This is a genomic window from Flavobacterium melibiosi, from assembly GCF_048158545.1.
Lineage (GTDB): Bacteria > Bacteroidota > Bacteroidia > Flavobacteriales > Flavobacteriaceae > Flavobacterium > Flavobacterium melibiosi.
In genome coordinates this window covers 159,487-173,061 of sequence record NZ_JBLNKU010000007.1, presented here as the reverse complement: position 1 = coordinate 173,061, position 13,575 = coordinate 159,487, and the positions used below count along the sequence as shown (strand labels likewise).

At 34.0% G+C, this 13,575-nt stretch carries 14 protein-coding genes and 1 pseudogene; 9 read left to right on the top strand and 6 right to left on the bottom strand.

The features are described from left to right. Positions 1–22 precede the first annotated feature (22 nt). From miaB to groL, 9 genes and pseudogenes are all read left to right on the top strand, one after another. The gene (gene miaB / locus ACM55F_RS10700) at positions 23–1,468 is read left to right on the top strand and encodes a tRNA (N6-isopentenyl adenosine(37)-C2)-methylthiotransferase MiaB (RefSeq protein WP_416853789.1); all 1,446 of its coding nucleotides are present in this window, start codon (positions 23–25) and stop codon (positions 1,466–1,468) included. Positions 1,469–1,556: 88 nt separating this feature from the next. Then, positions 1,557–1,857: pseudogene (locus ACM55F_RS10695) on the top strand (GxxExxY protein); the annotation flags it as partial. Then, a complete protein-coding gene (locus ACM55F_RS18770) occupies positions 1,849–1,929 on the top strand; it encodes a hypothetical protein (RefSeq protein ID WP_465245386.1) in 81 nt (26 codons plus the stop codon). The pseudogene ACM55F_RS10695 and the gene ACM55F_RS18770, both read left to right, overlap by 9 nt. 56 nt (positions 1,930–1,985) lie before the next feature. Further along, a complete protein-coding gene (locus ACM55F_RS10685; protein WP_416836219.1) occupies positions 1,986–3,245 on the top strand; it encodes a sigma-54 interaction domain-containing protein in 1,260 nt (419 codons plus the stop codon). A 113-nt stretch (positions 3,246–3,358) separates the two neighbouring features. Then, positions 3,359–3,862, top strand: coding sequence for an LptE family protein (locus ACM55F_RS10680; RefSeq protein ID WP_416853785.1), 504 nt, complete (start codon positions 3,359–3,361; stop codon positions 3,860–3,862). A 116-nt stretch (positions 3,863–3,978) separates the two neighbouring features. After that, complete coding sequence (locus ACM55F_RS10675) at positions 3,979–4,830, top strand: tetratricopeptide repeat protein (protein ID WP_416853784.1); 852 nt, start codon at positions 3,979–3,981, stop codon at positions 4,828–4,830. A gap of 3 nt (positions 4,831–4,833) precedes the next feature. Continuing rightward, complete coding sequence (gene secG, locus ACM55F_RS10670) at positions 4,834–5,166, top strand: preprotein translocase subunit SecG (RefSeq protein WP_416853783.1); 333 nt, start codon at positions 4,834–4,836, stop codon at positions 5,164–5,166. Positions 5,167–5,302: 136 nt separating this feature from the next. Further along, positions 5,303–5,578, top strand: a complete 276-nt coding sequence (locus ACM55F_RS10665; RefSeq protein ID WP_035670228.1) for a co-chaperone GroES — start codon at positions 5,303–5,305, stop codon at positions 5,576–5,578. Positions 5,579–5,618: 40 nt separating this feature from the next. Beyond that, positions 5,619–7,244 (top strand): chaperonin GroEL, encoded by a 1,626-nt coding sequence (gene groL, locus ACM55F_RS10660; protein ID WP_416853782.1) that lies wholly within the window; start codon positions 5,619–5,621, stop codon positions 7,242–7,244. A gap of 108 nt (positions 7,245–7,352) precedes the next feature. Here the strand turns inward: groL and ACM55F_RS10655 are convergent, their stop codons facing one another. The 6 genes from ACM55F_RS10655 to ACM55F_RS10630 all read right to left on the bottom strand — a co-directional run bounded on the left by ACM55F_RS10655 (position 7,353) and on the right by ACM55F_RS10630 (position 13,529). Next, positions 7,353–8,033, bottom strand: coding sequence for a DedA family protein (locus ACM55F_RS10655; RefSeq protein ID WP_416853780.1), 681 nt, complete (start codon positions 8,031–8,033; stop codon positions 7,353–7,355). Positions 8,034–8,306: 273 nt separating this feature from the next. Then, a complete protein-coding gene (locus ACM55F_RS10650; protein ID WP_416853779.1) occupies positions 8,307–8,675 on the bottom strand; it encodes a heavy-metal-associated domain-containing protein in 369 nt (122 codons plus the stop codon). A gap of 72 nt (positions 8,676–8,747) precedes the next feature. Continuing rightward, positions 8,748–10,757, bottom strand: a complete 2,010-nt coding sequence (locus tag ACM55F_RS10645; RefSeq protein ID WP_416853778.1) for a TonB-dependent receptor plug domain-containing protein — start codon at positions 10,755–10,757, stop codon at positions 8,748–8,750. 75 nt (positions 10,758–10,832) lie between these two features. Next, on the bottom strand, positions 10,833–11,246 hold the full coding sequence (locus tag ACM55F_RS10640) for an HYC_CC_PP family protein (protein ID WP_416853777.1): 414 nt from the start codon (positions 11,244–11,246) through the stop codon (positions 10,833–10,835). 53 nt (positions 11,247–11,299) lie between these two features. Beyond that, positions 11,300–12,655 (bottom strand): MBL fold metallo-hydrolase RNA specificity domain-containing protein, encoded by a 1,356-nt coding sequence (locus ACM55F_RS10635; RefSeq protein WP_416853776.1) that lies wholly within the window; start codon positions 12,653–12,655, stop codon positions 11,300–11,302. Between the two features lie 43 nt (positions 12,656–12,698). Further along, on the bottom strand, positions 12,699–13,529 hold the full coding sequence (locus ACM55F_RS10630) for an ATP cone domain-containing protein (RefSeq protein WP_416853775.1): 831 nt from the start codon (positions 13,527–13,529) through the stop codon (positions 12,699–12,701). Between the last annotated feature and the right edge of the window lie 46 nt (positions 13,530–13,575).

Genomic DNA, 13,575 nt, shown 5'->3' with positions numbered 1-13,575 from the left:
CTTTGTGCTTTGAAAATATAGGATGGAAAAGATTATTGAAGAAAGCAAACAGGGCGAAAGTCTTGTTCTAGAACATAAACCCGAGAATACCAAAAAATTATTTATAGAAAGTTATGGCTGTGCGATGAATTTTTCGGACAGTGAAATCGTGGCTTCTATTTTATCTGGAAACGGATATAATACAACGCAAATTCTGGAGGAAGCCGATTTGGTTTTGGTAAATACCTGTTCGATTCGGGACAAAGCGGAGCAGACGATTCGCAAACGTTTGGAAAAATACAATGCTGTAAAACGCATCAATCCGAAAATGAAAGTGGGCGTTTTAGGCTGTATGGCGGAACGTTTGAAAAGTCAGTTTCTGGAAGAAGAAAAAATTGTAGACCTAGTTGTGGGTCCTGATGCGTATAAAGATTTACCGAACCTTTTGCAAGAAGTGGAAGAAGGGCGCGATGCGATTAACGTGATTTTGTCGAAAGATGAAACTTATGGAGATATTTCGCCTGTGCGATTGATGAGCAACGGAATTACAGCTTTGGTTTCCATCACCCGTGGTTGTGATAATATGTGTACGTTTTGCGTGGTGCCTTTCACCCGCGGACGAGAACGCAGCCGTGAACCGCAAAGTATCATGAAGGAAATTCAGGATTTGTGGGACAAAGGTTTTAAAGAAATTACACTTTTGGGACAAAATGTGGATAGTTATTTATGGTACGGTGGCGGATTGAAAAAAGATTTCGAAAATGCTACCAAAATGCAAAAAGCTACAGCGGTGGACTTTGACCAATTACTGGAAATGGTGGCGGTTGGTTTTCCTAAAATGCGCATTCGATTTTCGACATCAAATCCACAAGACATGCACGAAAGTGTTTTGCACGTTATTGCAAAACATGCTAATATATGTAAGCACATTCACTTGCCTGTCCAATCTGGAAGCAATAGAATCCTGGCAGCAATGAACCGTTTGCATACGCGTGAAGAATACATGACTTTGATTGATAAAATCAGAACTATTATTCCGAACGGCTCCATTTCGCAAGATATGATTGCTGGTTTCCCAACAGAAACTGAAGAAGACCATCAAGACACTTTGAGTTTGATGGAATACGTGAAATATAATTTTGGTTATATGTATTCGTATTCCGAACGTCCGGGAACTTTGGCAGGAAGAAAAATGGAAGACGATGTTACCGAAGAGACCAAAGCAAGAAGATTGCAGGAAATTGTCGATTTACAACAAAAACACGCTTGGTTCCGCAGTGAAGAATTCATTGGTCAAACCGTAGAAGTTTTGGTAGAAAAAGTTTCAAAAAAATCAACTGAAGAGTTTTCTGGAAGAAATTCACAAAGTATTACCGTAGTTTTCCCAAAAGAGAATTACAGGATTGGTGAATTTGTCAATGTGAGAATTTTGAGTTGTACCAGTGGAACTTTAAAAGGGGAAGCAGTTGGGTTAAGTGAAATGAATTAAAAAAATTAGCCACAGATTAAAAAGATTTTCACAGATTTCTTTTAATACTTTAATCTTTATAATCTACGATAAAAAATAAGACAATTTGATGGAAGGATACAGAGAACAAGAAACTTATAAAATTATAGGAATTTGTATGGAAGTGCATAGAATTCTTGGTCCAGGATTGTTAGAAATTGTTTACAAAGATGCTTTAGAAATGGAATTCAAACTAAACAATATTCTTTACCAAAGAGAAAAAGAATTTTCGATTGATTATAAAGGCGAAATTTTACGTAGTAAATTTAATGCAGATTTTACTGTATGCGAAGATATTGTATTTAGAAGTAAAAGCAGTAAAAGAATTCTGTAACGAACATATTGCACAAATTTTAAATTATTTGAAATTAGCAAATTCAGAAATTGGATTATTAGTTAATTTTCAAAATAAATCTTTACAATATAAAAGATATGTTTTATAAAGAAGATTAAACAAATCTGTGAAAATCTTTTTAATCTGTGGCAAAAAAAAACAAAAATGGAATCAGTTCAAGCTATAAAACAACGATTTGAGATTATTGGGAATGACCCGAAGCTTAATCGTGCGATAGAAAAAGCCATTCAAGTTGCTCCTACTGATATTTCGGTACTGGTAGCTGGTGAAAGTGGTGTTGGGAAAGAGAATATCCCCAGAATCATTCATTCACTTTCTCATAGAAAACATGGAAAATACATTGCCGTAAACTGTGGTGCGATTCCTGAAGGAACGATTGACAGTGAACTTTTTGGACATGAAAAAGGAGCTTTTACAGGTGCTACTAACACGCGTGAAGGGTATTTCGAAGTAGCTGATGGCGGAACTATTTTCCTTGATGAAGTTGGTGAATTGCCTTTGACTACTCAAGTGCGACTGCTTCGTGTTTTGGAAAATGGCGAATTCATAAAAGTAGGTTCTTCACAAGTGCAAAAAACAGATGTACGTATTGTAGCTGCTACCAATGTTAATTTGTTTAATGCTATCGAAAAAGGAAAATTCCGTGAAGATTTGTATTACCGATTAAGTACCGTAGATATTACTTTACCTCCGTTGCGAGAACGAAAGGAAGATATTCACTTGCTATTTAGAAAATTTGCTTCAGATTTTGCGCATAAATACAAGATGCCGCCTTTAAAATTAGACGAAAGTGCTGTTGCTGTTTTGCAAAAATTTCGTTGGAGCGGTAATATCCGTCAATTGAGAAACGTTGCGGAACAAATTTCGGTTTTGGAAACAAATCGTGAAATTTCGGCAGCGACTTTACAATCCTATTTACCTGCCGAAGGTACCAACTTACCGTCAGTAATTAAAGACAAGAAAGGCGACAGCGATTTCAATACCGAAAGAGAAATTTTGTACAAAGTGCTTTTTGACATGAAAAGTGATTTGCACGATTTGAAAAAACTTACTTTGGAATTGATGCAAAGCGGAAGTTCTAAAGTGCAAGAAACAAATCAAAATTTAATCAAAAAAATATATGGTTCCCAAGAGAATGACAGTGAAATAGATTTTGAAGAAGAACCAAGAACCGCTTTGATTACCACTCAAAATAAAGAAGAGCGTTATCAAGAGAATGATGATAGCTACCTGTTTGCAGAAACAATCGAAGAGGAAGAGGAAATTTTGAGATTAGAGCAGAAAGAAATTGAAATGATTAAAAAATCATTGGAAAAAAATAAAGGAAAGCGAAAAGCAGCGGCAGACGAATTAGGGATTTCCGAAAGAACTTTATATCGAAAGATTAAACAATTCGATTTGTAATCCTAACCCCGACCCGCACTAAAGGAGAGAGAGATTAAAATGAATTGTGAATTGAAAATGAATATCTTTGACCCAAGCGTTAGCGAACTGGCGAAGCAATTTTAAAATTTAGAATGAAAAACATAAAATATATTTTTATTTTGTTAATCGCAGTAACTTTCAATAGTTGCTCCGTTTACAATTTTACCGGAACAGGAAAGATTGATGCAAAAACCTTTCAGGTTAATTTTTTCCAAAACAATGCAGAATTGATTGAACCTGGAATTGACAGAACTTTTACCCTGGCATTGCAAGACATTATTCAGAATCAAACCAACTTAAATTTAGTAAAAAGCGGTGCAGATTTAACGTACGAAGGGGAAATTGTTGATTACAGAATAAGCCCTATGACCGCTACTGCGGATCAGCAAGCTTCTCAAAACAGATTAAAAATAAGAGTAAATGTTCGGTTTACCAATAAAAATAAAGAAACTGATGACTTTGAAAAACCATTCGAGTTCTATTATGATTATCCGGCTGATCAACAACTTGTAGGTTCAACTCTGAATAGTGCATTAAAAGAAATCTTCGAAAGAATAACCCAAGATATCTTTAATGAATCTCTTGCTAAATGGTAAATGAAGAAGAGTTCAGTTGGCAGTTTTTAGTATTCAGTTAGCTACACTAAAAATTGAACACTGTCCAGAGCTATCGGAAACCAAACACTGATTACTGAACATTGAACACTCAAAAAATGAACATATCCGATTATACTTATTTAATAAACAGACCAGATGCTATCAATGAAAAGCAAACGGAAGCATTAGGAAATGTGCTGGATGAATTTCCTTATTTTCAAAGTGCCAGAGCTTTACGCTTAAAAGGCCTTTACAATCAAAATAGTTTTAAGTATAATTTTGCGTTAAAAGTTACTGCAGCACACACAACTGACAGAACGGTATTGTTTGATTTTATCACTTCGGAAACTTTTACTGCAATTCAAAAAGATTTATATGATAAAAAAACACTCGAACTTCTTGACATTACAGTAGTTGATAGTGAAATAATTACTCAGGAAGGAGAATCGGAGCTCAAGATAAATACTCTGGAACAATCAATTCTTACTTCTATAAAGGAAGCTTTACCTTCAGAATCTAATGAGAATTCGAAAACTACAGAAGAAAAATTAGCTATTGGAACACCTTTGGATTTTTCCGTAAGTGAAAAACATTCCTTCCAAGAGTGGCTTCAATTATCCCGAACGCAGCCTATTGTTAGAGAAACGGAAAGTGTGAACATTTCTAAAACCCTACCAATAGATGACAACAAAAAGAAAAAAGCAGCAATAATTGACAGATTTATAGAAACCAGCCCAAAGATTTCACCTGTAAAACACGGTGTCGCATCAACAGTAACTTTTGACATTAATAAAGATGATAATTCCTATTTGATGACAGAGACTTTGGCTAGGGTTTATTTGGAACAAAAAAAATATCAAAAAGCGATTCAAGCATATGAAATATTAATTTTGAAATATCCAGAAAAAAGTAGTTTCTTTGCAGACCGTATATCGGATATTAAGATTTTACAACAAAACAATAATTAAACAATGAGCACATTTTCAATTTTTTTAGTTTTAATAACAATAGTTTGTTTCCTATTAATCGTAGTAATAATGGTTCAAAACCCTAAAGGCGGTGGATTATCTTCTACTATAGGTGGTTCTCAAATGTTAGGTGGTGTACAAAAAACAACAGATTTTTTAGACAAAAGCACTTGGACATTAGCTACTATTTTGATTGCACTTATACTACTTTCAAGTTTAAGCTTTACTGGAGCATTAAGTGACACTGATTCTAAAATTATTGAACAAACAGAAACTACTGCTACACCAGCAGTCCCTGTTCAAAATACACCTGCTACAACAAATCCAGCAGAATAAATTAACACCACATATTCTGAATGCCAGCCTGTCAAAGCTGGCATTTTTTATAAGAAAATATGTCAGTTTTAAATAGGATGGCACAATTTCTGAAATCATAAATGCAATCATAAAAATAATAAAAAAACATAAAATCATGGCTTTAAACATTAAACCACTTTCAGACAGAGTTCTTATCGAACCAGTTGCAGCTGAAACTAAAACTGCGTCAGGGATTTTTATTCCAGATACAGCCAAAGAAAAACCACAAAAAGGAACTGTAGTTGCAGTTGGAAACGGAACAAAAGACCACACAATGACTGTAAAAATAGGTGATTCTGTTCTTTACGGAAAATATGCTGGAACTGAGTTGAAACTAGAAGGAAAGGATTATTTGATCATGCGTGAAGACGATATTTTAGCAATAATATAATCGAATTAACAAGTAAACGAATTAACAAATAAACATTAAAATGGCAAAAGATATAAAATTTGATATAGAAGCACGTGATGGATTAAAACGTGGTGTAGATGCATTAGCAAATGCGGTAAAAGTAACTCTTGGACCAAAAGGTCGTAACGTAATTATTGGAAAAGCTTTTGGTGGACCAAATGTTACTAAAGATGGTGTTACCGTTGCAAAAGAAATTGAATTGAAAGATCCATTGGAAAATATGGGAGCTCAAATGGTGAAAGAAGTAGCGTCTAAAACTAATGATTTAGCAGGAGATGGAACTACAACTGCAACTGTTTTGGCACAAGCTATCGTAAAAGAAGGTTTGAAAAATGTTGCTGCAGGAGCGAATCCTATGGATTTGAAACGTGGTATTGATAAAGCAGTTGAAGCTATTGTTGCTGATTTAGCAAAACAAGCTAAAGTTGTTGGAAGTGATTCTGAAAAAATCAAGCAAATTGCTTCAATTTCTGCTAATAATGATGAAGTAATTGGTGAGTTAATCGCTGCTGCTTTCGCAAAAGTAGGAAAAGAGGGTGTTATCACTGTGGAAGAAGCCAAAGGAACAGATACGTACGTTGATGTTGTTGAAGGTATGCAATTTGACAGAGGATACCTTTCTCCTTATTTTGTTACCAATTCAGAAAAAATGGAAGTAGAATTGGAAAATCCTTACATCCTTTTATACGACAAAAAAGTTTCTTCATTAAAAGAATTATTACCAGTTTTGGAACCAGTTGCTCAATCTGGAAAACCATTATTGATTATTGCTGAAGATGTTGATGGTGAAGCATTATCTACATTGGTAGTAAATAAATTACGTGGAGCCTTGAAAATTGCTGCTGTAAAAGCACCTGGTTTTGGTGACAGAAGAAAAGCAATGCTTGAAGATATTGCTATCTTAACTGGAGGAACTGTAATTTCAGAAGAAAGAGGTTATACTTTAGAAAACACAACTATCGAGATGTTAGGAACTGCTAAAAAAGTGACTATCGATAAAGACAATACAACGATTGTAAGTGGTGCTGGCGAAGCTGACATTATCAAAAATCGTGTAAACCAAATCAAAGGTCAAATGGAAGCTACAACTTCTGATTATGACAAAGAAAAGTTGCAAGAACGTTTGGCTAAATTAGCTGGTGGAGTTGCTGTACTTTATGTTGGTGCTGCTTCTGAAGTAGAAATGAAAGAGAAAAAAGACAGAGTTGATGATGCCCTTCACGCAACTCGTGCTGCTGTTGAAGAAGGAATTGTAGCTGGTGGTGGTGTTGCTTTATTGAGAGCTAAAAATGCACTTAGTACTATTAAAGCTGACAATGCTGATGAAGCAACAGGAATTCAAATTGTATCTCGTGCAGTAGAGTCTCCATTGAGAACTATTGTTGAAAATGCAGGTCTTGAAGGTTCAGTTGTTGTTGCAAAAGTTGCTGAAGGATCAGGTGATTTTGGATATAACGCAAAAACTGACGAATATGTTGATATGCTTAAAGCAGGTATTATCGACCCAAAGAAAGTAACACGTGTGGCATTAGAAAATGCTGCTTCAGTAGCTGGTATGATATTGACTACTGAATGTGCTTTGATTGACATTAAAGAGGATAGTGGAGCAAGCCCAATGGGCGGAGGTATGCCAGGGATGATGTAATTCATTATCCATTTGCCTAATACTAAAAACTCCGTTTCAGAACTGAAACGGAGTTTTTTATTTTCTTGCATTGTCTACTTTTTAAAGACAAACAACTAAAATTAATTTTTATTTTATATGCACCCTTTTTTTCAAAAGCTTGAATAAAACGGGAACCGTAGTAATAAGAACAATTATTATTATAATATATTCGATATGCTCTTTTAAATCAATTCCAAAATTTTCCAAAAAGACACCATATAAATAATGTCCGGAAAAAATTAAAATAAAAGCCCACAAAAAAGAACTTAAAACATTGAAGAACATAAACTTGCGTTTATCCATTGATACAATTCCAGCTACAATTGGTGCAAAAGTTCTGAAAATTGGCAAAAAACGAGCAAATATTATGGCTTTTCCACCATACTTTTCAAAGAAATCTTTTGATTGCAACAGGTATTTTTTCTTGAACCAAAAAGTATCTTCTTTTTTAAATAAATAATATCCACTTTTGGCGCCAAACCAATATCCTACCATATTCCCTACAATTCCGGCAGCAGCCACCATTAAAGACAATAAAGTAACATTTATAAATTCACTTTCTATAGACACCATATTTTGAACCAAATCTTTACTGTAAATCCCTGCAAGGAAAAGCAAACTGTCACCAGGAAGGAAAAAACCTGCAAAAAGCCCAGTTTCAGCAAAAATGATAAATAAAACTATGTACAAACCTATTTGAACTCCTGCTATTTTTAAGGTAATATAAAACTCTGGATCGAGTAATTGTGTCCATTCGAAATTATTCATAAAATCAATTTGTAATTTAATATATTCGTGCGTGAAAGTAAGGATAAATTACCTTAACCACAATTTATTGCTGTATTTTAAAGTTTAATTAACGCTTTAAAAACATAATAATCCTGATTGGAAATAGTTTCACACAGCACTATTTTTTTTTCAATAAAATCTTTTATTTATTTGGCATTTCATTTGGTATAAATGAAGATTTTTCTTTAGCCAAGAAAAATAAAATCCAATATATTTAAAGAAGCCCAAAATTTTCATTTAGGGCTTTTTAAATTATAATCGTTCATATTTACAACAACTATGGAGGTTGTCATAATCATCTTTTGTTGCTTTGACCACATCTGTATCGTGTCCAATTTTCGCAACCGCTTTTTTCACATCTAACAGAGTACTTTTTTCTTCATTTAAAATCAAACTCAATTGATGTGTTTCAATATTCCAATTTGCTGATTTAACTCCAGAAACCGAAAATGCTGCTTTTTGAATCCGCTTCTGACATTGTTCACAATTGCCATTTACTTCAGTCGTATAACGTGCATTTTTACTGTTTTTTTGTTTCGTATGATTGCTGACACTCAAATCTTGTGCTTGAATCGAAAATCCTGTAAAAATCAGTACTAATACTAAAATTATATTTTTCATGTTTTTATTTTTTTAATGTTATCGCTTTTTGATCTATCAATTCATAAACATCATTGATTTTCACCTCTGAGATTATTTTATTTTGAATCGCAACCCTGCATAATACATTTGTCCGAAAACAGGTGCATATGCAATTGAAGTATCAAAAGTGGAGCCAAAAGGAGTATCAGAACCAAGAATAGCTTTCTCTTGCTTATAATTTCCAATATTTTCCCCACCTACATACATTTCAAAAGAAGAAGAAAAAGTTCTTGTAATTTGCGCATTCATCAAAGAATAAGATGGTGAAAATTCCGGTAATCTATCATTTATTGGGTTGTTAGCCGTATTAGGCAATCGTTGTTCTCCAATCCAATTGAAAGTATAATCAAATTTCCATTGCTTCCCTTTCTCCCCTATATGGGTTTCATATTCTAAATTTCCAAAAAAACGATGTTTGGCCTGCAGTGGCTTTTGGTAATTCCCAGAAAGATAATCGGTTCTTACATCATAAAACTTATACGCTGAACGTAGATTAAAATGTTTAAAGAATTCATAATTGAATTCCAGTTGCAAACTATTAGCAACTGAGTTTCCGTTCAAATTATAGAATAAAACTTGTTGTGGACTTTGCAATACATCAACAACAACCTGATTCTGAAAATCAGTTCTGTAGAAATCAAACCCAATATCAGCACTTTTGCCAAATAGTAAAAAATTTTGCGCAAAACTTAAACCATAATTCCATGCAATTTCCGGATTCAAACCATAGATTTTCCCATTAGTATCCAAAACATCAAATGTTCTTGAACTAGCAAAAAGCTGCTGGTTTTCTGCAAAAATATTTGCACTACGCTTTCCTCTTCCTGCTGAAAATCGCAGAACGCCTTTTTCCCAAGGATTGTATCGCAGATGCAATCGTGGCGTAATGAATGTCCCTAATCGGTTGTGATTATCAACTCTTCCCCCCAAAATGACACTAAAATCCCCTCCATTATCATAGGTGTATTCAAAAAAGGCACCAACAGAATTATCTGTTCTGCTATGATCATTTACATTGACAAATTCTTGGTATTTATCATATGAGAAATTCAAACCAGCTGCAAATTTATTCATAGTGTTATTAATAATCGAATTGAAAATTAAGTTAGAATAATAACTGCTTTGTTTAATATTATATTGGTTTAAACCAAAATATGATTGCTGATTATGACTATTAAACGCATTTTGAAAACCAATACTTTGATAAGGCATTTCGGGAAAAACATAGCCAACTTTTGTGGAAACGTCTAAACGCTCCGTATTGATTTCAGAACCCCAATAATTTGTAGTTCCTTTATCGCTATCGGGGTCAAAATCTAATTCACCTGTTTGTTTTTTATCATTCATATATCTGAAATTAACAAAACTCACCCAGCCTCTTTCGGCATCGTAATATTGATATCTATTAAGAATATTAATTTGTTTTGCCAATGGATTATCTAAAAAACCATCGTTATTCATATCGTTCTTAGCAACTCTTGTATTACCATGAAGAAACAGGCTACTGCTCCATTTATCCGATATTTTTTTATTGAAATGAGTATTTAATTCAAAACGAGAATCTGTTGAACCATAAGCATTCAGAAAAAACGGAATGTCATTAATGGGTTTCAGTAATTCAGTATTGATTTGCCCCGAAATACTTTCGTAACCATTCACCACGCTTCCTGCTCCTTTAGTGATTTGGATGCTTTCGACCCATGTTCCAGGGGTGAAAGATAATCCGTATGCTTGAGAAGCACCACGAACCGATGGGATATTTTCTTCGGTAATCATCAGATAGGGACTTGTCAGTCCCAGCATTTTGATTTGCTTTGTTCCTGTCAAAGCATCTGAAAAGCTCACATCAATAGACGGATTCGTTTCAAAACTTTCGGCCAAATTACAACAAGCGGCTTTAAGTAATTCTTTACTCGTTATAAGAGTAGTATTGCCCGTTACTGTAAATGATTTTTGAATTCCTTTTTGCTTTTTGACAATTTTGACCTCTTCCAATTTTTCTTGAGAAAAAATAGGATTCGAAAGCAAAATCATTACAACAAGCGTTATTATTTTTTGCATAGCAAGGATTTTAATGTTTAAAAAAAATATTTCAAACCACAAAAAAGAGGTTTGACTTTAAAAAAACATTAAAAATCAGGCGTAAAAAAGGTATTGGTTATAAAGTTTAAAAAGAGGCGGTGCATGACTATCACAATAAAAAGAAGTGCTTCCTAACCTTTTGAAATTTGATTTTGGAGAGAACACAACCGGATTCCATTCCGCTATTAAAAAAGTAAAAACAGCATTTAAAGAAAATGCTTTGGTAGTTAAATTATCGGACTTTTTTTGAAAACGGACTATTTTATTCTTGCAACAACTGTCTTTTTTTCCGACTTTTTTTTCGCAACATCCTTTTTCAACTGAATCCGAAGCTTCACCAGATTTCCAATAAGCTGGCTGGATTGAGGCTACTTTGTCTCCACAATAATGCACGTCAAAAGCAAATCCCACATTGGAAACCAGCAGAAAAAAGGCTAGAAAAAAAGTGATGTGCTTTTTGAATTTCATTTTGCAAAATTAGTGATTTAATCAATCTGTAAAATCAAATTTTCTGTTAAAAATTAAAGTTCAAATTCTTGTCCCATCAACGGAACTTTACAATCAAACCCATATTTTTCCTGAATCTTTATCCGAAGCACATCTAGCGGCTGATTTTCACCATGAACCAAAAATACTTTAGTTGGTTTATTTTCCAATTCAGACAACCAATTGAGTAAATCCTTTTGATCTCCGTGAGCCGATAAACCTTCAATTTCCAGAATATTTGCTTTCACATCATAATACTTCCCATGAATTTTAATTTCATCAGCGCCTTCTAACAATTTCCTTCCACGCGTTCCTTCGGCCTGATACCCTACAATAATCACTGTGGTTTCTGGCAAGCCAATATAATGCTCAAGATAAGTCAAAACCCTTCCACCAGTAACCATTCCGCTAGCGGCAATTACCACTTTTGGTTGCTTATCAAAAACATGTTCAATTGTTTCCTGATAATCAGAAACCAACATGAACATCTTACTCATTTCTGTACAATCGTGCAAGGATAATTTATGCCATTTTTTATTATTGATAAAAATTTCCAACGCATTAATCCCCATAGGTGTATCAATAATATATGGAATATTGGGAATTCTGCCTTCTTCTTTGAGTCGCCATAATAAATACATAATCGTTTGAGCGCGCTCTACTGCAAAACTGGGAATAATTACAGTCCCGCCTTTTTCAACTGTATTGTTAATATACATTTCCAGCTCTAATTTGGCATCGGCAGTAGGATGAAGACGGTCACCATACGTACTTTCAAGAAATATATAATCGCCTTTTTTAGGTTTAGTTGGCGGATACATCAATACATCATTATCACGCCCAATATCACCTGAAAAAACCAAAGTCTTATTTTCTAGTTGCAGTTCAATTGTACAAGCTCCAATGATGTGTCCAGCATTAGTATAAACCGCAGCAATTTCGGCATCCAGAGGAATCGATTCGTTAGTTTTAATAACTCTAAAATAGGGGAAAACTTTTTGAGCCTGTTCCACTGTATAAAGTGGTTCTGCAACTTCATGTTTTGAAAACTTCCCCTCATTGGCTATTCGAGCCTCCTCTTCCTGAATTTTGGCGCTATCTAAAAGAATCAATTTGGCAACAGCAGCAGTGGGACTTGTGCAATAAATTTTACCTTTAAAACCTTGATTGACCAGCCTGGGCAACCAACCACAGTGATCTAAATGTCCATGAGTCAACAAAACAAAATCTATCGTTGAAGGTAAAATGGGTAATGGTTCCCAATTGAGTTCTCGCAGCGGTTTAATTCCTTGAAATTGACCGCAATCTATCAAAATCCGGATACCATTGCTTTCAATTAATGTTTTAGAACCGGTTACAGTGCCTGCCCCACCAATAAATTTAACTTTCATTTGATTTGAATTTAAAAATTAAACAATCTGGAATCCTTTATTTTTAAATAAACCTACACAATTCGGATGCTTCTTTCAACACATTTTTTATCCGATTTGGACTTAATCCAATTTTCTCTAAACAATCGGAATGGTTTATTATTTCTTTTACCAAAATCACATCTAATATCAACAACTTATCTTTTTCGGCAATAGACAAAGTAGTCAAACAAGTTATTGGATAAAGATAATGTGTGTCATTTTTCGTTTTTAAATTATTATCCTCAGGGTAATTCCAACTTAACAGATTCAATCCTGAACATTTCGCAAAATCGATTGCATCAGTTGTAAATCTATTATTGGTGACAATCCAACACTTTGAAATAGAATCTTTTTTTTCAAAAATGGCATGCTGTCTTTCCTTCAAATCATTGAAACGTGACAAAATATACATTGGTATTTTTACGTCAGAAGCAGCGTCTCTACCCGCATGATACTTGCATTCAATCATCGAAATATGTTCATTCTTCTTCACCAAAACATCAATTTCATGTGACACACATTTGCCCTGCAATGTTATATTTATTTTCGTTTCATAATGTTCTGATGCAAAAAGTCGTCCAATGTATTTTTCGAAGAAAAAACCTGCCGGACCTAATAATCGTATTGCTTCTCTTAAATTATAACGTGCTGCATTGGAATTAGCCGTTTTTTTCAATAATGAAAAAGCCATTTTATAAATTTGCTTCGTAGAAATACCTTCATATATTTGCTTTTTTATGGCATGTAGAATAGTATCTACCGCAATAGAACTGGCACCCGATTTTAGTAGTGATGTTTTTAATTTTTCAGGATTAAATTCTACAATATCCCCTGAATGTTTTATTATTTTCATATCATTAGCATATTGATAATTAACGAATTAAACCAACATTAAAGAT